Source organism: Amycolatopsis bullii (assembly GCF_014654205.1).
Taxonomy (GTDB): Bacteria; Actinomycetota; Actinomycetes; order Mycobacteriales; family Pseudonocardiaceae; genus Amycolatopsis; species Amycolatopsis plumensis.
Genome location: NZ_BNAW01000051.1, coordinates 55,224 through 74,915, shown reverse-complemented (window position 1 = coordinate 74,915; position 19,692 = coordinate 55,224). Strand labels below are relative to the sequence as shown.

Here is a 19,692-nt window from a genome sequence, read left to right as displayed (position 1 = left end):
AAGAGCACTTCGCCGTCGTAGCAGCCGAACCGGTGAAAGGCGGTGCGCCGCACGGCCAGCGTCCCGGGATAGTCGTGCGCGAGCGCCCGGTTGAGCAGGCTGCGGGCGGTGTCCCACCGGCAGTGCCACGGCGCCGGCCGGAAGTAGTTCTGGGGCACGACCAGGTCGGCGCCGTCGAGGGCCCCGGCCACCGCTGCGAGGGTCTCTCCGTCGTACCGGACGTCGTCATCGGCGATGACCACCTGCTCCGCCCGCACCAGACGCAGACCGGTGATGACGCCGGAAACTTTTCCGTTGGCACACCGCAGCTCCGGATCGGGAGGGACGTGGACGACCAGATCTCCCCACGCTCGCCGGTGCCGTTGGAACCAGCGCGGCGCCGAGCCGTCGACGACCACGACCTCCGCCCGCTCGGACAGCCACCGCAGGTACGCGGTCAACTCGGTGAGCTCGGCGTCGCGGTCGTGGCGCAGCGGCAGGACGTAAGCCGGTCGATGGGTTGCCGTCGTCATGGTGCGGAGTAGCCCGGAAGTGGGAAAACTACACCTCGGCCGGCGTCCGGATCGCCTTGGGGATCAGGTCGCACGGTTAACCGCCTGACAACCGGGAACATCTCCGCGACCGCCGGTTCCGGCGCCGGAACCAAGAAACCGACCACGGAAGGAACTGCCATGGCCACCGGAGAAACCGGTTTCGACGACGTCACGTTCGACCTGATATCGGTCCAGTACCACTCTTTGAAGGCCGGACACGACTACGGCCAGTACGTCCGCGACGCCGACAACGCCGGTCGCTCGGACATCGCTGACTTCTTCCGCCGCGTGATGGACGAGGATTCCGCGCGTGCGCGGCAATGCCACGAGTTCATCAAGGAGCTATCCGGTAGCTCCGAGTCGGGCCCGGCCGTCTCCTGACGGCGATCGGCTCCCGTTCACCCGGAACGGGAGCCGATCGACCTATCCGCCGCGGACCGCCCGGCCTGCTGACGCGGACTGCCTCACCGGCCGCCGCCGCGAGGACAACGTGGCCGGCCTCACGGCTCCGTTGCCGCCCGATGTGCCGGCGTTGCCAGTGTTCTTGCGCCCGCCGCGGCGCCATCGCGGGCCGTGGCAGTCGTCCCTCGACCCCAGTCCTACCCACGCCGAGGTCCGCGGTACCCACGTGGACCTGCCCGTCGATCCCGACGTGTACTCGGCGATCGAACCGGTCCTCACCACCTGGGCCGGCGAGCACGACCCAGGTGGGAGAGCGCAGCAGGACCACGGACTCCGACGTCACCACCCGCACCACGCCGGAGCCACCCGTGGATCTCCCGCCGATGACGACCGTCCACATGTGAATATCTTTTCGGTCACCGCTACCCGCGACAAACCGCAAAAATGCGCCTAGCATGATGCAGAGCGTGGTTGAACCCGTAGCTGCGCAGATCCTCGTCTGACGACAGATGTCACGGCGAGGTGCCGGGCCTCCTCCCTGTTGCGCTCGAATCTTCTCGGTGGCCGCACCGACGCTTCGCCCCGACTCGTTCGGGAGCATGTAGCCATGCCTTCACGAATTTCGCATTCTCCACGCATTCCCACCGCGACGGGCCGGAAATCCACCCACCAGTACGCCGAAACGATCCTGACTGTACGAACAATTCCCTGGCGGCACGATCTGGCGATCATCTCCGCCGCCGGCGAGATCGACACCGGTTCCGTCCGCCTGCTGCAGCGAGCGTTGTGGCAGGACTTGCCGGCCGGCCTCGTACTGGACTTGTCCGGGGTGACCTTCTTCGGCTCGGCGGGGGTGCGTGCGATCGAGGGCGCCGTGGGCCGGGCCCGCGCCGAGCGCCGCCGGATCGGGATCGTCGCCGCTGCCCGTCCGGTCCTTCGCCCACTGCGGATCTTCGGCGTCGACACGCGGGTCGGGATCTATCCGATCCTGGCCGATGCCCTGCGCGAAGTTCCGCTGTCCCCGCCACCGCCGGCGGCCGATGCGACCGGCCGGAAGTGAGTCCGCGGCAGGTGGACGATATCCCCGGTCTGCCCGTCGGCGCCGATCGGCGGGGCGTTCACTTAGATGTCGGGGTGAACGCGAAGCCCACCACGTGGCGGGCCGGGATCCCCACAGCGATGGCCGAGGAGGACTCCTCGCGCCGCTCGTCCCCTGGCTTCCCGGGCAAAGGACGGGATACCCCAGCGTCCGCCGGATCCGGTGTCCGGTGGCTGGTCTTTCTCCCCGACTCGCGACCGGACGGAACAGGCCGGCCGGATGTCAGCCGCGATCACCCCTCGTCGACGGCACCGCCTGCGGTGAGCGACGCACGTCACGCCCTCCGTCGGCGCCGGCGGGGAACACCGCACCGCGCCGGACGTTGTAAGGGGTGTCGGTACGGCGGAGTCCCCCGGGCCTCAGCCCTTCCGCCTTCCCGGAACACCGGTTCATCCCGGAGCCGGGTCGCGCCACTCGCCGAGAGGCGACTCCCCGTATCGACCTTCAGCCACCGCTTCCGCTCGCAGGTCTCCCCCCAGCCTTCGCTGAGCGGAAGCGGTTCTCTTCAGCCAAAACCCGGTCAAGTCGACGGCCGGTCGCCGATCACGGGTGTTCGCCGGACATCCCATCACGATGGTTCGATTTCGGTTGCGCGGGAATCCGCGCAGCGGTGAGGCAAACAGCCACCCGCCCGCGGATCTCCGCGATCCGCCATCGGGAACGGCCTCGGGTTCAACCCTCAGCTCGAGCGTCGCGATCACCGCCCCGAACCATCCGGGTGGCGAAGCTCGCGGCGTGTGCGGCGGCTCTGTTTCAGGGTGCGCGCCGAGCACACCTACTTCGAAGACGGCCAGTGGAAGAACCGGGTCGAGGGCGGCGCCGCGCCTCCAACACCTCCCCGCATCGCGTGGACGCCGTGGTCGCCGGCCGGCAGGCGGCGAGGAAGCGACGCGTCGGGCACGTGGTCCGCGACCGAGACGGCGCGATCGAGAGTGAACGGAACTTCCGCCCACGCACATCGACGCGGTGATCTGGTCGCGTCAAACCACGCCGACGATCTCCCCTGGTTGCCCAAGCCGACGAGCACCCCAGGCTCGACCTGGACCGCGACGCGCGTTCGCTTGGCTGGTCGGCGTTTCCCAGCGCACCACCGCAAGGTTCACGAGCTGGCCGCGGTGATCGTCGACGCTCCGGGATCGGTCGAGCGGGCCCGGCTGTGACGCTGCGGGGACCGAATCGGGCGGTGCGTTCCACGGACGGGTGACACCGCGCAGCACGGGCCGCCGGGCGGTACCGTGAGGAGCCGAGGTTCATCGTGCGTGCCGGTCCAGTGGCACGTCACCTTCGCAGCACACCGAGCTTGCGCGAACGCCGGAGGGACCTCGCCGTGGGACGGAGTGCGGCGCGTCCTCCTCGTCCAGCAGCGGGCCCGGAACAACCACGTCACCTCGGTTCCTCGAGGGACGCCGCCGCGCTCGCACCCTTCCCCTGTGGTCCCTCCCGCGCCGACGCAGCGGCAGGAGAAGATGAGCATGCCAACCACCCACAGCAGGTCCTGGCCCACAGTCCTCGACGAAGTCACCGGCGCTCTGGAATCGCTGACCGCGGCACTGGACACCGAAGACGACTTCGCCGTCCTGCTGCACAAGACGTGCGCCCAGGTCGTCAACGCCGTGCCCGGAGTCGACGAAGCCACCATCACCCTGCTGACCGACGACCGGCCCGCGACCGTCGCCAGCACCGGCGAGTCGGTCACCGCACTCGACCACGGCCAGTACGCCGCCGGCCACGGACCCTGCATCGAGGCCGCGGCATCCGGGAAGCTGGTCCGGGTGTCGGTCGCCAACGCGGCCGAAAGATGGCCCGACTTCGCCCGCGACGCGGCCGCCGCCGGGTTCGGCAGCTTCCTGTCCGCGCCGCTGGTCGTCAGCGAAGGGCACGGGGGCGGGGTGAACTGCTACAGCCGGCAAGGCGGCGGCTTCGCCGAGCTGGACGAGAAGCTGCTCGACCTCTACACCAGCGCCGTGACCCCGACGTTGCGCGTCTACTCCCGCTACCAGCACGCCCGCGACACCGTCGAACACCTGCGCACCGCCCTGCTCAGCCGCGCGGTGATCGACCAGGCCAAAGGCATCCTCATGGCCGTCCGTCAGGTCGGCGCCGACGAAGCTTTCACCCTGCTCGTCGAGCAGTCCCAGCGCGAAAACCGCAAACTCCGCGACCTCGCGGTGCAGCTCGTCGGCCAGGCCACCGGCATCACTCCGACCTGAACCTGGGCGGTCGGGCAGGCGGCTCAGGTGTCCAGCACGTCGGCGACGAACCGCTCCGCAACCTCGCGCAGCTTGACGTTCCGCTCCTGCGATCGCTTCACCAGCAGGTCGTCGTACTGGGCCTGATCGATCCGCGAGCCACGTTGTCCAGCCGGGCCGAGAACATCAAGGTATCCCGGAACCTTTCACGAAGCCGCGCAACCTCCTCCGGTCTCGTTCGATGGCGCGGGTCAGGGGTGCAGGACAGCCCGCAGGCAGTCGTCCTTCTTGTGCTTGAACAGGTCGTACGCGCGCGGACCGTCGTCCAGGGGCATGCGGTGGGTGGCCAGGTGGGCGGTGGACAGCTCGCCGCGGGACATCCGGTCGAGCAGCATCGGCACGTAGCGCTGGCCGTGCTGCTGCGAGCCGCGCACGGTGAGGCCCTTGTTGATGATCGCGCCGAGCGGGAACTTGTCGACAACGCCGGCGAACACGCCGAGGACGAACACCGTGCCGCCCTTGCGGCAGGCGTAGATGGCTTCGCGGACCGCGTCCGGCCGGTCGGTCTCCAGCCGCAGCTGCTGCTTGGCCTGGTCGTAGAGGTGGTGCGCCCCGGCGCTGTGGGCTTCCATGCCGACAGCTTCGATGCACACGTCCGGCCCGCGGCCGCCGGTGCGTTCGCGCAGCTCGGCGCCGACGTCGGTGCTCGAGTAGTCGATGGTCTCGGAGCCGATGTGCTGTTCGGTCAGCCGCAGCCGGTACGGGTAGCGGTCGATCGAGAACACCCGCTCGGCGCCGAGCAGCATCGCCGCCTTGGCCGCCATCTGCCCGACCGCGCCGCAGCCCCACACGGCCACGGTGTCCCCCGGCCGGACGCCACCGAGATCGGCGCCCATCCAGCCCGTGGGCACCGAGTCGGACGCGAACAGCGCGGTGTCGTCGTCCATGCCTGCCGGAATCGGGAAAGCGCCGTAGTCGGCGAAGGGGACGCGCACGTACTCCGCGTGGCTGCCCCGGAACCCGCCCATCGCGTGGGAGTAGCCGAAGATGCCGCCGGGTTCGTAGCCGAACAGCGCCGAGCCGATGCCCGGGTTGGTGTTGCTGTTGTCGCACAGCGCCCACAGGTCGTGCGCGCAGTACCAGCAGCGGCCGCAGCCGATGAACGAGCAGACGACCACCCGGTCGCCCACCTGGTGCTTGCGCACCTGGGAGCCGACCTCGACGATCTCGCCGGTGAACTCGTGGCCGAGCACGTCCCCGGCCTCCATGGCCGGGATGTACCCGCCGATGAGGTGCAGGTCCGAACCGCAGGTGGTGGTCGCGGTGACCTTGAGGAGGACGTCCTGCTCGTTGCGGATCTCCGGGTCGGGGACCTGCTCGACCGACAGCTTGTTCACACCTTGCCAGCACAGTGCCTTCACAGCCGTCCCTCCCCGCCGGCGCGCCGGGTGGCCAGGCGGACGAGCGCGCCGCCTGCCGTCGGTTGCCCGGTGGTCGGCGCGTCCGGGCGGAGCACTTCGCCCGTTTCCAGCAGCGACTTGATGTCGCGCAGCGCGCTGCGCACCGGTTGCCGCGGGTCACGGCCGGCGAGCCGCTTCGCGGCGCCACCCAGGCCGGTCGGGGCCGGCTCCAGTGGGCGGGCCGCCAGCTCCGTCCCCCGTCCGCCGGGCGCGGGCCGCACGCGCGTCTCGGCTTCCTCGGCGAGGGCGGCGAAAGCGTCGCGCAACCGCGGGTCGCGCTCGACCTCCTCCGGGGGCAGGTTGACGGTGACGCCGAGCCAGCGGTTCGGCTGCTCGGCGGACTTCCGCCGCACCGCGGCCGCGCTCACCGCGATCCCCGCGAAGGCGAGTGCTCCGATCGGCCACTTCATGCCGGTTCCTCGATTTCTTCCGGAGACTGTGTCCCGCCTGGCTTCCCCCTCTGCCCGCGAACACACCTCGATCGGGCGCCTCACCGGTAGCCGCGCGTGTATCGGGCCCGCAGCTCGGGTATGAGTCCGCCGATCGCTTCGGCCGAAAAACGGGAGCACGACATGCTGAAAGTGACCATCGACGACCTGCGCCGCCTGCTCGCTTCTTCCCTGGCCGACCCGGTGCTGGTGCTGACCGGCGGCCGCATGGAGATCGAGCCGACCGGCGCCAAGACCGCCGGGGCGAGTGACGTCATCACCCGCACCGACCTGCGAGCTCAGCTGGACGAGGAGGAAGCGACCGATCACGAGTTCGAAATGATCGCCGCTACGCTGACCACGGCCATCGTCCAGCGCGGCGGCTGAGCCTCATCCCGGCGATCAGTTCTGCCCGGGGTCGGCGGGACCGCGGTGGTTCTGCAGTGCCAGACCGCGTTCACGGTCGAACGTCACCGCGACCTTGTCGCCGACGAGCGGGCACAGTCGCAGCGCCTCGCGGGTCACGGCGTCGTAGAGCGAGTCGGTGGTCGCGCCGGGCAGGTACATCTCGACCGTCGCGCGCAATTCGTAGCTGCCGTCGCCGCGTGCGGCCAAGGTGACCTTGGCGGTGACGACGCTCTCGCCGGCCTCCACCGCCAACGACGTCGCGGCGATCGTCAGCGACTGGTGCAGGCAGGTGGCCAGCGCCGCGGCGTAAAGCCGCTCAGGGTTCAGCGGATCCGCGGTGCCGCCGCCCGGCTCGCCGACCGCGAAGGCCAGGTCGCCACGTCCGTCGACCCGAACGCTGCCGCGGCTCGACGTCGCCTCCGTCGAGTAGATTTCTCCAGCCATCGCGTCTCCGCTCAGAGGACCAGCTTGCTCGTCCCTGGTACCCCCGCGCTCCCGATCCACACGGTGCGCGGCCACGTCCACCCGGCCGCGCGTCAACCGTCCATCAACCGGGCTCCCTCGAAAACGGGGCTGGGGAAGCGCTACTCATGCCGGGTCCTCAATCCGGTCGGTCAAGGCCGGCCCTCGGCCGGGGTGGCGGCCATCGCGAGCAACGGCATGGTTGAGGCAACCCCGGGCCACGGCCACCTCGAGCAGCTGCTCGTACGGCATCGCCATCGCCGTCTGCTTTGCGGATCGCACGGTCGCGCAATTTCCTCGAATCGCCCGGGCAGGTTCCGGCTCGGCTACGGCGCCGGACGGCGAACTGTCGCACCCGCCCGAGCACGGCCGGGTCCGGCGCCGGGGCCACCAGCGGCGCGACGTAGGCGGCACACCGATCCGGAACGCCAAAGCCAGGACGTTTCCCGAAACCGAAGAAGAAGCCCAAGCCGATGACAATGCTCAGCATCGTGGTAACGAACCTGCTGACACTGGACGAGGAGCCCGTCACCGCCTCCCGCGCATCGACGAGAGGTCGTACGTGCCCTCGATGACCAGCGTGCCGGTCAGCCGAGGCCGATCAGGGTGATGATGGTCTGCGTGGTGCCCCCGAGGGGACTCTCACCCGCACCTTCGCTGCTGGCATCCACTCCACCAGCTGCTTGATCTCCGGCGGTGTCGGCTCGTCCAGGTGACGGTGGCCCCAATGCTCGGCGATGCGGTTCCAGCAGGGGCCCGTACACGCGGCGGGTGCCGTCGGTGACGGCCGCTGAGACGGTCGGGATGTACTCCGCGAACGTCGGCACCGGCGGACGGCTGGCAGGTGCAGTAAGGAGGTCTTCGGCCGAGACGCCCATCCGGGCCAGCAGCAGCCGCGCGGCGTCCAGCTCGGCGTGGCGCGGGGCGAGCAGGGCGTCGAGCACAGCCGGCGGATGCACGATCAGCACGTCACGCCCAGGATCGGCAGCCAGCAGGACCCGATCCCCGGGAATCGGCCCACAGCAGTGCCGAACGGCCGCGGGCAGCCGAAGGTGCCCCTCGTTGGTCACGCTGAAGACGCCCTGCGCGTCAGGACGAAGGACGAGCAGCCCGCACGACTCGTGGATATCCAGGCGGATACCGGGTAGCCAGCCAAGGGCTGTAATCACCGCATGATGGGCAACGCGGCCCCGGCAGTCCACCGCCGCCAGCCCGTACACGACAGTGCTGGTGCGCGGCGTCGGAACAACAGGCAGCGGCAGCGTTCGCCGACCACTTTGTGGACCAGCCGGTGCGCCCGTGGGACGCCCTCCGTCAGGAAGAGCCGGGAAGACCAGCGGCTTGATCACGGCGCCGGTCATGACGACCACCCACCCGACGGGCGGGGCAACTGAGAGAGCGCTTGATCAGCGTGTTGAAGTGCCTTCGAGCACTGGTGCGTCAGATGTGGCAGGCTTGCCACGAATATGTGTCCGAGGACCGAGTTGATCTATAACCCCACACTGAAGTTCGCCACTGACCTGCAGCTTTAGCGCGTGTCTTACGTGGTGATCGATGCTTCCTGAGCCATGATCTTGCTCGTGGTTGATCGGTTGTCGCTGCGCTTGGTGCCGGACGAGTTGTGGGAGCTGGTTGAGCCGTTGATTCCGGGGTTCCGGCCGCGTCCGCAAGGAGGCGGGACGGCTCCGGTGGAGGCTCGTGCGGTGTTCACGGCGATCGTGTACGTGCTGACCAGCGGCTGTGCGTGGCGGGATCTGCCTCCGTCGTTCAGGGTGCCGTTCCAGACCGCGCACCGCCGCTTCAGCCAGTGGACCAAAGATGGGCTCTGGCGCCGGCTGCATCATGCGGTGCTGGATGAACTCGGCAGTCAAGGCCTCATCGACTGGAGCCGCGCGATCGTGGACGGTGCCTGCGTGCGGGCCAAAAAAGGGGATCTCTGACCGGTCGGAGCCCCGTCGATCGAGGCAAGCCCGGCTCGAAAATCCACGCCCTGTCCGACCGCGCCGGGCTACCGCTAGTCGTGGCCATCTCAACAGCCAACACCCACGACATCCATGCCCTCAAACCCCTGATCATGGCAATCCCGGCGATCAAGTCCCGGCACAGCCCACGCCGGCGCAAGCCCGCCAAACTGCACGCCGATAAGGCCTCCGACCAACCAGGCCTGCGGCGCTGGGTCCGCGACCGCGGCATCAAGGTCCGCATTGCCCGCAAAGGCATCGAGACCAGCAAGAAACCCGGCAAGCACCGCTGGGTCATCGAACGCACCATGGCCTGGCTCACCGATACCGCCGCCTCACCCTGCGCTACGAACGCAAAGCAGAGCACTTCCTCGCCTTCCTCATCCTCGGCGCAGCCCTCACCTGCCACAAGAAGCTCCGCAAACTCACCACATGAGACAAGCTCTCAGACGTACTACGAGAGTGCCGAGCAGCTCCCGATCAACGCGCGGATCGGCCGGTTCCCACCGCTGCCGGTCCCGCTCGGGGTGGCGGTGTTCCCGCACGCCGCGTTCGTGGCCATCCGCCGTTTCGCCGAACGCGACTTCCCGACGATCATCCGCTGGACCGAGTACGACCGCGGCGGCCACTACCCTGCGATGGAAGAGCCGGACCTGTTCGTCGAGGACGTACGCATGTTCGCCAGGGCCTTGAAGAAGACCTGACTGCGTGTGGTGCGGACGAACTGCGGCTCGTTCGCAGACCGGCGCACGCCGGTGCGCGCCGGTCCGGGTCCCGCGGGCCGGGCGGCCGGGTGCGCCGTGCACGCACCAGGTGGGATCGGCTCGGCCCACCACCGCACGTCAGGGCATGCGGAGGACGCGCATGAACGGCACCAGCAGCCACGGCCGCCTGCCGTGCACCCGTACCTTTCCCCGGCACATCGCCGACAGCCTGCCGAGCCGGTGGAACAGCATCAGGTTCAACGCCGCCGGCTCGAACGACACGATCGCGTCCGGATCGCTGCCCGGGCCTTCGGCCGTGAGCCGGCCGCCGCGGAGCACCAGCGTCACGGTGGTCGTGTGGCGGGAGCGGAACTCGACCGCGATCCGCCGCGCCGGCGGATTCCGCGCGTCGAGGATCTCGCCCGGGTCCGTGCGGACCATCCCCACGAGGAACAGCTCGAGGAACAATGCCGCCTGCCACGACGGGATCGCCCACGCGCGCCCCTCTGCGCGCGCGATGTCCCCGCCGTGGATCAGCAGCTCGTTGACGAGGTGGGCAAGGATTCCCGCGACCGGCACCCGCGAGCCCCCGAGCCAGTCGATGGGCGTGGCGGGGTCCATCCCCTCGCTGCGCGCGAGGATCTCGGCCACCGCGGTCCGCATCCCCCGCGCGAGCACGACCACGTCCCGCTCGGCGAAGGCGTCCAGCGCCGTCCGGTTGAGCTCGGCCACCGAATGGATGGTCGTCCCCGGCACCAGGTCCAGGAACTCGTACCCGGCGGAGGGCGGGGAGTGCGGGTCGATCATCACCGTATAGGAGGACGCGATCCCGACGACGTGGGCCGCGGTCTCGGCGATCGACCATGCTTCGGTGGCCAGGGCGCCGGGGACCGTGGCGGATTCGACCAGGTCGGCGAACCGCTGTCCCGCGTCGGCGAGCGCGGCACGGGCCGCCGCCCACTGCTCTCCGGTGATCGTAACGTCCACGACCCCTCCTCCCGGTCAGGCCTGCGCCACCGTAGCGGTCACCATGGCCGGCAGGCTTCTTCACCTGTGCCGAACCGGGGGCCGCGGCACGGCGGAAGTAGGCCGGCCCCGGATCGTCGCCGTCCCGGTCGCTGGTGCGGCCGGGTACTTCGGCGGCGAAGAAGCCCTCGCCGAGCTGCTGATCACCGAGGTCGAAGTCCGCGCTGGTGTCGAGTGCCAGGTCGGTATCGCCGACGGGCTGTTCGCCGCGACCCTCGCCGCCCACCGTGCAACCTTCGTCCCGCCTGGAGGGGCAGCCGGCTTCCTGGCTCCCTTGCCGGTCGCTGAACCGGACCAGCCGGGCGAGGAGCGGGACGAACTAGTCGGGCTGCTGCAGCGGCTGGGCCTGCGCACGCTCGGCGCGTTCGCCGCGCTCACCGAACGTGAGATCGCCGGCAGGTTTCCACGGGACGCAATCATCGCGCACCGGCTCGCCCGGGGCCTCACGCAGCGACCGCCGGTCCGCCGAGCTCTCCCGCCGGATCTGGCGATCACCGAGACCTTCGAGCATCCGCTGCAGCGGGTCGACGAAGCCGCGTTCGTCGCCAAGACCCTCGGCGAACGGTTCTTCGCCGGACTCGCCCGACACGGGCTCGCCTGCACCCGGCTGACGATCACCGCGCTCACCGAGGCCGGTGAGCAGCGGGTGCGAGTGTGGCGGTGCGCCGAGCCACTGACCGCCCGCGCTCCTGCGGACCGGGTGCGCTGGCAATGCGAAGGCTGGCTCACCGTCCGCGACGGCGACCGCCCCAGCGCCGGGATCGTGCGGCTGACCCTCGATCCCGAGGAGGTCGTCGGCGGGCAGGCGCTGCAGCTGCAGCTCGGCGCGATCGGCCAGGACGCCGACGCCGCCGAGCGCGCCGGCCGGGCACTGGTACGGATCCAGGGCCTGCTCGGCCCCGACGCGGTGTACACTCCGCTGCTGGACGGCGGCCGCGGCCCCGGCGAGCGCGTCCGGCTCATTCCATGGGGCGAACCCCGACGCCCCGTGCTCGAAGACCGCCCATGGCCGGGACGCTTGCCCGTCCCCTCACCGGCGCTCGTGCCTGCCGACCCGGTCTCGGCGGCAGGTCAAGGGGTCGCAGGTTCAAATCCTGTCAGCCCGACGGACACACTTGCAGGGCCCGTGAGCAGCACACCGCCGCTCACGGGCCCTTTGTGTTGCCTCGTCCCGTTCCGCTTGCACAAGGCGATCCCCTGGCTACTTTCCGCATCGCCTCTTGATCCCGAATCACCTCCTCGAGCACTTCCCCATATTCCGCGACATTCAGCGGTTGTCCCTTTTGACTGAATGATCGAGTTGGTGAGCGGGTCGCGCCGGTGGGAAAATTACCCGCGACCAAAGGGTGGATCGGCCGTTCGGCACAGTGACCTAAACATCACGCCCGGTCGGCGAGCCGATCTATTCCTTCTTTGGACTCTCACCCTTGCGGTGAAGATTTCGCATTTAGGGAGATGCCCGCTCGCTCCTCACGACAGAGTATCGCTGCGGGGAGAAGCGCCGGAATCCGGTGCCGAAAACAACAATGAGCTCCGAGGAGCGGTGATGTTGAACCGAAGAAAACTACTGGGGTGGGCGACGGCCGGAGGCGTGGTCGGTGGGGCGGCGCTGCTGCCTTCGGCACTGACCCGGGAACCGAGCGCCGCGGAACACACCGGGCATGCCCCGGCCGCGGGCTCCGCGGCGGGCGGGGGCCGCCCGGCGGCGGGGCTGGGGGTTTTGTTCTCCCAGCGGCTGCCGATACCGCAGCAGCTGACGCCGATGCGGCGCGGCGACGGCGTAGACGTGTACAAGATCCCGATCAAGGCGGCGCAGCACGCCTTCCTGCCCGGCAAGCCGGCGCCGGTGCGCTCGTTCGGCGGCCAGTTCGTCGGGCCCACGATCCGCGCCAGGACCGGCACGCCGGTGGAGGTGACGTTCACCAACCAGCTGGACGTCCCGTCCAACGTGCACCTGCACGGCGGGCACAACGCCCAGGCCGACGACGGCTACCCGATGGACCTGCTCGACCCGGGGCAGAGCCGGACTTACCACTACCCGAACCGCCAGCAGGGCGCGACCCTCTGGTACCACGACCACGCCCACCACCTCGAGGCCGAGAACGTCTACCGGGGACTCCACGGCTTCTACATCCTCGACGACGAGGCGGAGCGCGGCCTGAACCTGCCTTCGGAACAGTACGACGTGCCGATCATGCTCCGCGACATCCAGCTCGACGCCAACGGGGCCATGGTCTACCCGAACTTCCCCCCGGACCGCACCACCATCCTCACCAACGGTGTGGTGAACCCGTACTTCCAGGTCGCGGCCCGCAAGTACCGGTTCCGGCTGCTCAACACCTCCAACGAGCGGCAGTTCCGCCTCACCCTGGGCGGCGTCCAGATGACGCAGATCGCCTCCGACGGCGGGCTGCTGCCCGCGCCGGTGCCGCGGTCGGAAATCCTGCTCGGATCCGCGGAGCGGGTCGACATCGTGGTCGACTTCTCGCAGGTGCCCCTGGGTTCGCACCTGGTGCTCAAGGACATCTCGGGACCGGTGCTCCGATTCGACGTGACGCGCCTCGCGCCCGACAGCAGCCGCGTGCCCGCCACGTTGCGGCCGTTGCCCGCGCCGGGGACGGCGACCGTCCAGCGGGAAATCACCATGCGGTTCGACGAGACGACCTTCGTCGGCCTGGTCAACGAGCAGGTCTACGACCCCAACCGGGTGGACATCAAGGTCAAGCGCGGCGCGACCGAGATCTGGACCGTCCGCAACACCGACACCGTCTTCGGTGCGCCCCACTCGTTCCACCTGCACCTCGAGCAATTCCGCGTGCTCGACCGCAACGGCGGCCCGCCGGGACCGGACGACGTGGGCCGCAAGGACACGGTCTTCCTCGGTCCGGGTGAGTGGGTCCGGCTGCAGACCACCTTCACCGACTACGTCGGCCGGTACGTGTACCACTGTCACTTCCTCGACCACTCGACCCTCGGCATGATGGCGCAGATGGAGATCGTTCCCTGACGGGTGGGCACGCGGGGCAGGCGGGCGCGTCCGCCTGCCCCGGCTCCCGGCGGTTCGGCACTCGTTGACCGCCACGCTCGGCACTCCGTAGGTTCGTCCCTGAACGAAGGAGGTCCGGATGAGCCATCTGGTGCGGTTCGCCGACGGAACCGGCGCGGTCCGCGTCGGCCTGCTCACCGGTGAGCAGCTGCGACCGCTCGCGGTGGCATCGACGAGTGACCTGCTGCGGCGCCCCGTAGCCGAGATCCGCGAGCTGGCCGAGGCCGCCGGCGAGCCCGTGTCCACGGCCGGAACGCGGCTGCTACCGCCGCTGGACGGGCGGATGGAGGTGTGGGCCGCCGGGGTGACCTATCTGCGGTCCGAGGAGGCGCGACGCGAGGAGTGCGCCGATGAGGACGTCTACGCGCGGGTGTACCGCGCGAAGCGGCCGGAGTTGTTCTTCAAGTCGGCCGCGTGGCGGGTGGTCACCGACGGTGAGCCGATCGCCATCCGCGCCGATTCGGCCAACAACGTGCCGGAACCGGAGCTCGGCCGAGTACGGTCACGCCCTCGCGCTTGCTCGCGCCGGCCACACCACCGCGCACGCTTGGGCCTTTGCCAACCTCACCGGCACCAAAGCCCGCGAGATCGGCGAGAAGGCGTGGCGACGATGGTTCTGGGCGCCGGCCACCACGATCGCCGCAGCCGAATCCACTCTCACTGAGCAGCAAGCCTGGGACCACTTCTACAGAGCGTCGCCAACTCAGGCAGCTTACATCGGACGTGACGCGTGGCGCCGTGATCGCTGCTTGCCCGCGCTCAGGGAAGCAGAGGAACGCAGGCCACGTCGGCTTCGGCTCGGGATTCGCTGCGACGACGACGGCAGGCGAGAGTCACCATATCGCTTCGCTCGACAGGTTCAGCTGAGCTGCAAACAGCCCTCGACCAACGCTTGTCAAGGGCCAGGGTGCGAGCCGACACGATCGGTGGGGTGCGCGTCAGCAGCCTGCGCGCCGCGCTCGATGCGCTTGCGCACGCCATCGCCACGACCCAAGGCTCGATCTCCGTACGCCGATGGTCGGAGCACGCACGCCTCGACCCCAAGACCGTCCGACGGGCTCGAGACGTCGCTCTGACGCTCGGGATTATCAAGCGAGTGCATCAATATGAGGGCGGACGCACAGACTGCGACGCATTCGCCTTGATCGTCTCCATAGAACCTCACGCGAGTCTCACTTCAGGTTGTGGCATCGCCGCACGACGAGGCCAAGTGCAGGCACGCAAGAATCCACCAAAGGATCCAAGTGTCGCGTAGGTGACAAAAAAGGTCAGCTCCATACTCCTTCCAGATACGAAAGATTCAACTACTTCCAGGCCACGCTGGCACCACAAGCCACTACGCGCACGAAAGTCGCATACATACCAAACCTGTCAGCCCCTTCTAACCAGGCCGCCCTCGTAGCGGCAGATAAGCAACGGCAACTCCATTCAGGGTTCGACGAGCGCCCTCCCCCTGGGCTCAATCAACAGAGGGAGTGAGTAATGGAAAATCAGTCATCAAAAGATCACGGGCTAACCCCGGCCCAGCGATCTATTCGAGCACGCATCGCCGCACACACGTCCTGGTCACGCACCGAAGACCGGGCAGAGCGAACGGCGCCAGCACGCCGAGCCGCGCTGGCCCGATTCGAACGATTGGTTGACCCTGACGGCGTCCTGGATGAAGTGACCCGGAGGCAGCGCGCAGATGCCGCAAAGAGAGCACACTTTCAACGCTTGGCGCTGCTCAGCTCCCGCGCGCGCCCGCAGGGGAACCAACAACTGACGCGCCCCATGGCCAACAACGAGGCTCAGTGGCATCACAAGGCGGCCTGCCGTAGCCGCCCCGACCTCGACTGGCACTCCACCGATCCAGACCAACTTGCATCGTGTCGCGTGATCTGCACCAGCTGCGAAGTGCGAGAGCCTTGCCTGGCCTTAGCCCTGGCCAATCACGATCCATGGGGACTATGGGGCGGACTGTCCCCAGGCGAACGCGAGAAGTTAGCGAGGCCTGAGGCTGTCCGAATTCTGCCGTCTCACGGAACAAACCCTCGATATAGCAAGCACCGTTGCAGATGCACCTCGTTTCGCATTGTCCACTCTGCTTATGAGCGGAACCGCCGACGCCAGTCGAGGCTCCGGAGGAAGAAGTAGCGCCCACCAGCCAAAGGCGGCTTTACTAAACAGGGTCCAGCAGCATCAGCGCAGCCATTAGACTGGACTTCAAAACCCGATATGCTATGCTTTAACCCGAACTGGAAAACACCGGTGAGCTCAAGGCCCTGCGCAAAGGGAGGGCAATTTCACTACACCGCTCGCGAATCGGATCGGCCCCGCATTGCGCAGCACCTGTGGCATTCTAGAAGATTCGGCGGCGGTTCAGGGTGTCATTTGTGCATGTGACGACGGCGGTCTGCGGGAATGACCTCACTGTCCTGCACCGCCCCGGCGGTGGAGCTGGTCATCCCGGCGGGCCATCGCCTGATCCGCGAGATCACGTCCCCGTGCTGACGGCCTACCCACCCGACCGGGGTCGTCAATCGTCAGGTGCGTAACTCGGAGCGGAGCGGCGGCGCGTACCACGAGCGGCGCCTCGCCGACCGAGCGGGATTGCAGAACGTCGATCATGGCCGGAGCTACAGTGCCTTTGATACTCAACTTTGAAGGAGCAAGGTTCGACGCTCTGAACTCGCGGACGTTGGACGGCCACTCAGGGTTCAATACCGGTCATGACTGATGAAGCTGCTGCTCGCGCCCAGGTCGCCGGGCATCCTGCCAGGACGGCGGCTGCCGGAGAGGGACCCCCCGGCTTGACCTCCACCCCGGACTCCCTTACCGACGCGTACGAATGCCTGCGAGACGCCTGGTCTGACCTGATCCTGGACGAGAACTGCGACAAGGCGGCGCGTGGCTGACTTCGGGTGCCACGGACGCGGACCCCGACGAGTTCCACAACCTGCTGAACTTCGCGACGTTCGCCGCCGGCAACGCGGCCAAGTCCGTACTGCATCACCTGCGGCTGCTGGCGCTGGCATATCCCCCGGACGCCATGACCGAGGACGGCCTTGATCCTGACGGGTGGCCCGGACTGTTGACCTTCCCCGTTGCCCGGTCGCTGCCGGAAGCGGACCCTGGCGGTGCGGCGGATGAGCTCGGCTTGGGTTTTGATGTCGCTGGCGGTGACGGTGTCCATGCGTCGGCCGGGCCAGGCGGCCTCGGCTTCTTCCAGTAGCGTCGTGCAAATCGGCTTGTTACCCCTCACTTTGCGCGGGTTCAGCGGCTTGCTTGCTCGAAGGCGTGGCTGCGGGTGAGTGCGCGCGTGGCGCTGATTGCTGCGGCCCCCAATCCTAGGCCTGCCGCCGCGGCGGTGAAGGCAAGACCGCCCAGCGGGAACAGGCCCAGTAGCGAGGTGGCCGCGGCGACGCCCGCGTTCTCCATGGCGTTGTTCCAGGACACCGTGGACGCGCGTTGTCGAGGCTCGGCCGAGCTGAGATAAGTTTGCTGGGTGGTGTAGAATGCTCCGCCCGCCACGAACCACACCGCCAAGGCGGTCACGCTGAGGACGAAGTGGTTGCTCAGCGATGCGACGGTAACGGCAACACTGAACAGCACTGCCCAGGCGGCTGCCAGCCAGCCGTTGGCGTTGCCGAAGCGGTGAGCCCGATCGAGCAGGGGTCCGGCCAGCATCGACCCGATCAATGAGGCGGCACCGACGACCATGCCGACCAGACCCAGTTGCCCGACGGAAAGGCCGAATCGTTGGGTCAGCAGGGCTCCGGCGTAGGTGTAGGTGCCCAGCCTGCCGCCTTGCAGGAGGGCGGTGGCCAGCAGTGCCGACCGGATCGGTCGGGACCGCCAGATGCGGAAGGACCCACCGAGGGAAGCGTGCCCTTCGGGGCGTGGCCCGCTCAGGCGCCACGCGATGATCGGCACGATGAGCACCAAGCCAGCCGCGACGGCGAAGAAGTTCCAGCGCCAGTTCGCTGCGTGAGCCACGGTGGCGCCTACGGGGACACCAAGGACCTGGCCCAGTGCGTAGGAGGCGGCGCCCAAGCCGATGGCCTTTCCCCGATGCGTGGGCCGTGCCGTCTCGGCGAAGTAGGCCCACATCGCCGGGGCGGCGATGGCACCGCCGAGGCCGGTCAGCGCCCGGGCCGCGATCAATAGGCCGATTCCGGGAGCGAGGCCGCACAGCAGGTTGCCGATCAGGAACAAGCCCAGCCCGGCCGTGACGAACACGCGGCGAGGCGCGCGGTCGGATCTCGCGCCGACGAAAGGCCCCACGATGGCATAGGTCAGGACGTAGGCGGTAACCACCGTCGCAGTCGTTTGGGTGCTGGCTCCCAGGTCGGAGGCGATAGTCGGGAGCAGAGGGGAAATGAGGAACGTTTCCACTCCCATCAGGCACAGCACCGCGTACAGCAACGCGAACCGGAGCCACGGCGTGGCGACCCGCACCGCGGGAGCGGCGGCTGCGCGCTCCCGCGGTGCGACATTGCCGGTGTTCATCGGGTCTCGAGCAGTGTGCGCTCAGCGACCGTGCTGTGCCGGGTGCGTGGCAACCCCAGCTGTGTCCACACCAGATCGACAGCGTCGGCGAAGCGGCCGACTTCGTCGGGGTGGTGTACCGGTGAGGGGTTGACCCGCAGCCGTTCAGTTCCCCTTGCGACGCTGGGGAAGTTGATGGGTTGCACGTACATGGCGTGCTCGATCAGCAACGTGTCCGCCAATTGCTTGCAGTGGTGGGGATCGCCCACCAGCACGGGCACGATGTGGCTCTGATCGCAGACCATCGGGATCCCGGCCTGGTGGAACCGCGCCCTGAGCTGCGCGGCACGTGCGTTCAGCTGCCGACGTTCCTCGTTGCAATGCCGCAGATGTCGCACGCTGGTCAAGGCCGCCGCCAGGGAAGGCGGCATGGCCAAGGTGAAGATGAACGCAGGAGCGAAGCTGCGGATGGCATCCAGGACGGCGTCGGCACCGACGATGTAGCCACCGGCGGTGCCGTACCCCTTGGCGAAGGTGCCCATGAGGATGTCGACCTGATCGGCCACGCCCAGCTGCGCCGCCAACCCGGCGCCCTCGGGTTCGTACATCGCCACGGTGTGCGCCTCGTCCACGTACACCAGCGCGTTGTGCTTCTTGACCACGGAGCACAGCTCTACCATGGGTGCCCGGTCGCCGTCCATGGATTTGATCGACTCGAACGCCACTACCTTCGGCCGGTCGCGGTTTACCGATCGAAGGAGGAAGTCGAGGTGGTCCACGTAGTTGTGGCCGAACACGTGCTTTTCCGCTCCGCTCTGCTGCATGCCGATGATCATCTATGCGTGGTTGAACTCATCGGAGAAGACCACGCATCCCGGCAGGCGCCGGCCAGGACGCCCAGCGCGGCCTCGTGGCGGCGTAGCCGGTGATGAAGGTCAGTCCACGCTCCTTCCGGTGCAGTTCGGCAATCTCTGCGCTCGGCGGCTTCTACGGCGCCAACCGGATCCTCGACCGCGACGCGTTCACGGTCAGCACCGTTCCCTGACAGGTCTGCGCCGTGATCCGGGGGTGGCGGCTGGAGCCGCTCTGGTCGCCACTCCCGGCCGCGCACAGTCCCCTCCTACCGTCTTATCACACTGCGTGATCAAGACAACGATGCGGCACTCGGCGCCGACGAAGCGATCGAACGAGCTCATCACTCGGTCGCTGCGTCCACGGACTATGAGCTGTACATCGAATGTGTCCAGGATATTGCGCCGGTCTCGGTGCTCGTTGAGCTTAGTGCCGAGGCTGTCACTGAAGCGGCTGAGGGATACACCTCAGCGGGCACCTACAAGTTGGAATGCCCCAGCGGCCAACTGGCGCTCGGTTCACCCACTGGTCAGGCAATAGCGCTCGAGATCGAGCCCGAAGTGTACGGCGCGATGGTGACCCATCAAGGGCGTACAGCCATGGCAGCACGTCATCGCGAGATATTGCACGGTGCTGACTCTGCGACAGAGTT

Annotated in this window: 17 protein-coding genes and 1 pseudogene; 10 read left to right on the top strand and 8 right to left on the bottom strand. The window is 68.3% G+C overall.

Going from position 1 to position 19,692, the window contains the following annotated elements:
• The coding region (locus IE317_RS36955) for a glycosyltransferase (RefSeq protein ID WP_229903109.1) at positions 1-512 on the bottom strand (512 nt) is incomplete at its 3' end.
• Positions 513-671: 159 nt separating this feature from the next.
• Here IE317_RS36955 and IE317_RS36950 point away from each other — a divergent pair.
• From IE317_RS36950 to IE317_RS36940, 3 genes are all read left to right on the top strand, one after another.
• Positions 672-914: an acyl carrier protein gene (locus IE317_RS36950; RefSeq protein ID WP_191315996.1), complete on the top strand. Its 243-nt coding sequence runs from the start codon at positions 672-674 to the stop codon at positions 912-914.
• Between the two features lie 562 nt (positions 915-1,476).
• On the top strand, positions 1,477-1,995 hold the full coding sequence (locus IE317_RS36945) for an STAS domain-containing protein (RefSeq protein ID WP_229903108.1): 519 nt from the start codon (positions 1,477-1,479) through the stop codon (positions 1,993-1,995).
• 1,511 nt (positions 1,996-3,506) lie between these two features.
• The gene (locus IE317_RS36940; protein WP_191315995.1) at positions 3,507-4,244 is read left to right on the top strand and encodes a GAF and ANTAR domain-containing protein; all 738 of its coding nucleotides are present in this window, start codon (positions 3,507-3,509) and stop codon (positions 4,242-4,244) included.
• A 230-nt stretch (positions 4,245-4,474) separates the two neighbouring features.
• Here IE317_RS36940 and IE317_RS36935 read toward each other — a convergent pair whose 3' ends face one another.
• Positions 4,475-5,620 (bottom strand): zinc-dependent alcohol dehydrogenase, encoded by a 1,146-nt coding sequence (locus tag IE317_RS36935; RefSeq protein ID WP_229903107.1) that lies wholly within the window; start codon positions 5,618-5,620, stop codon positions 4,475-4,477.
• A gap of 20 nt (positions 5,621-5,640) precedes the next feature.
• Positions 5,641-6,093 (bottom strand): hypothetical protein, encoded by a 453-nt coding sequence (locus IE317_RS36930; protein ID WP_191315993.1) that lies wholly within the window; start codon positions 6,091-6,093, stop codon positions 5,641-5,643.
• Between the two features lie 162 nt (positions 6,094-6,255).
• On the opposite strand from IE317_RS36930, the gene IE317_RS36925 reads away from it, so the two are divergent.
• Positions 6,256-6,498: a hypothetical protein gene (locus IE317_RS36925; RefSeq protein WP_191315992.1), complete on the top strand. Its 243-nt coding sequence runs from the start codon at positions 6,256-6,258 to the stop codon at positions 6,496-6,498.
• A 15-nt stretch (positions 6,499-6,513) separates the two neighbouring features.
• On the opposite strand, the gene IE317_RS36920 is transcribed toward IE317_RS36925, so the two are convergent.
• Together IE317_RS36920 and IE317_RS36915 are read right to left on the bottom strand one after the other, a co-directional pair.
• Positions 6,514-6,963 (bottom strand): OsmC family protein, encoded by a 450-nt coding sequence (locus IE317_RS36920; protein ID WP_191315991.1) that lies wholly within the window; start codon positions 6,961-6,963, stop codon positions 6,514-6,516.
• A gap of 605 nt (positions 6,964-7,568) precedes the next feature.
• Entirely contained in the window at positions 7,569-8,342 is a 774-nt protein-coding gene (locus IE317_RS36915) for a hypothetical protein (RefSeq protein ID WP_191315990.1), read from the bottom strand.
• Positions 8,343-8,561: 219 nt separating this feature from the next.
• Between IE317_RS36915 and IE317_RS36910 the strand changes: the two are divergent.
• Together IE317_RS36910 and IE317_RS36905 are read left to right on the top strand one after the other, a co-directional pair.
• Positions 8,562-9,378 (top strand): annotated as a pseudogene (locus IE317_RS36910) (IS5 family transposase).
• A 91-nt stretch (positions 9,379-9,469) separates the two neighbouring features.
• Entirely contained in the window at positions 9,470-9,646 is a 177-nt protein-coding gene (locus IE317_RS36905; RefSeq protein ID WP_191315989.1) for a hypothetical protein, read from the top strand.
• 138 nt (positions 9,647-9,784) lie between these two features.
• Here IE317_RS36905 and IE317_RS36900 read toward each other — a convergent pair whose 3' ends face one another.
• Entirely contained in the window at positions 9,785-10,633 is an 849-nt protein-coding gene (locus tag IE317_RS36900) for a maleylpyruvate isomerase N-terminal domain-containing protein (protein WP_229903106.1), read from the bottom strand.
• A 43-nt stretch (positions 10,634-10,676) separates the two neighbouring features.
• Here IE317_RS36900 and IE317_RS36895 point away from each other — a divergent pair, with 43 nt between their 5' ends.
• The 4 genes from IE317_RS36895 to IE317_RS45535 all read left to right on the top strand — a co-directional run bounded on the left by IE317_RS36895 (position 10,677) and on the right by IE317_RS45535 (position 15,854).
• Entirely contained in the window at positions 10,677-11,963 is a 1,287-nt protein-coding gene (locus IE317_RS36895) for a DNA polymerase Y family protein (protein ID WP_191315988.1), read from the top strand.
• Positions 11,964-12,218: 255 nt separating this feature from the next.
• On the top strand, positions 12,219-13,679 hold the full coding sequence (locus tag IE317_RS36890; RefSeq protein ID WP_191315987.1) for a multicopper oxidase family protein: 1,461 nt from the start codon (positions 12,219-12,221) through the stop codon (positions 13,677-13,679).
• A 118-nt stretch (positions 13,680-13,797) separates the two neighbouring features.
• A complete protein-coding gene (locus IE317_RS36885; protein WP_229903105.1) occupies positions 13,798-14,382 on the top strand; it encodes a hypothetical protein in 585 nt (194 codons plus the stop codon).
• Between the two features lie 818 nt (positions 14,383-15,200).
• Positions 15,201-15,854: a WhiB family transcriptional regulator gene (locus IE317_RS45535; protein ID WP_373309208.1), complete on the top strand. Its 654-nt coding sequence runs from the start codon at positions 15,201-15,203 to the stop codon at positions 15,852-15,854.
• A 1,119-nt stretch (positions 15,855-16,973) separates the two neighbouring features.
• Here IE317_RS45535 and IE317_RS36875 read toward each other — a convergent pair.
• Complete coding sequence (locus tag IE317_RS36875) at positions 16,974-18,209, bottom strand: MFS transporter (RefSeq protein WP_191315985.1); 1,236 nt, start codon at positions 18,207-18,209, stop codon at positions 16,974-16,976.
• A complete protein-coding gene (locus tag IE317_RS36870) occupies positions 18,206-19,024 on the bottom strand; it encodes an aminotransferase class I/II-fold pyridoxal phosphate-dependent enzyme (RefSeq protein ID WP_191315984.1) in 819 nt (272 codons plus the stop codon). Before IE317_RS36870 ends, IE317_RS36875 begins: the two co-directional genes overlap by 4 nt.
• Between the last annotated feature and the right edge of the window lie 668 nt (positions 19,025-19,692).

What these genes read in the sequence shown, in the direction of transcription:
- IE317_RS36950 (WP_191315996.1), top strand. Translation starts at nt 672, where the DNA reads ATGGCCACCGGAGAAACCGGTTTCGACGACGTCACGTTCGACCTGATA.
- IE317_RS36940 (WP_191315995.1), top strand. Translation starts at nt 3,507, where the DNA reads ATGCCAACCACCCACAGCAGGTCCTGGCCCACAGTCCTCGACGAAGTC.
- IE317_RS36930 (WP_191315993.1), bottom strand. Translation starts at nt 6,093, where the DNA reads ATGAAGTGGCCGATCGGAGCACTCGCCTTCGCGGGGATCGCGGTGAGC.
- IE317_RS36925 (WP_191315992.1), top strand. Translation starts at nt 6,256, where the DNA reads ATGCTGAAAGTGACCATCGACGACCTGCGCCGCCTGCTCGCTTCTTCC.
- IE317_RS36920 (WP_191315991.1), bottom strand. Translation starts at nt 6,963, where the DNA reads ATGGCTGGAGAAATCTACTCGACGGAGGCGACGTCGAGCCGCGGCAGC.
- IE317_RS36915 (WP_191315990.1), bottom strand. Translation starts at nt 8,342, where the DNA reads ATGACCGGCGCCGTGATCAAGCCGCTGGTCTTCCCGGCTCTTCCTGAC.
- IE317_RS36895 (WP_191315988.1), top strand. Translation starts at nt 10,677, where the DNA reads ATGGCCGGCAGGCTTCTTCACCTGTGCCGAACCGGGGGCCGCGGCACG.
- IE317_RS36890 (WP_191315987.1), top strand. Translation starts at nt 12,219, where the DNA reads ATGTTGAACCGAAGAAAACTACTGGGGTGGGCGACGGCCGGAGGCGTG.
- IE317_RS36885 (WP_229903105.1), top strand. Translation starts at nt 13,798, where the DNA reads ATGAGCCATCTGGTGCGGTTCGCCGACGGAACCGGCGCGGTCCGCGTC.
- IE317_RS45535 (WP_373309208.1), top strand. Translation starts at nt 15,201, where the DNA reads ATGGAAAATCAGTCATCAAAAGATCACGGGCTAACCCCGGCCCAGCGA.
- IE317_RS36875 (WP_191315985.1), bottom strand. Translation starts at nt 18,209, where the DNA reads ATGAACACCGGCAATGTCGCACCGCGGGAGCGCGCAGCCGCCGCTCCC.
- IE317_RS36870 (WP_191315984.1), bottom strand. Translation starts at nt 19,024, where the DNA reads ATGATCATCGGCATGCAGCAGAGCGGAGCGGAAAAGCACGTGTTCGGC.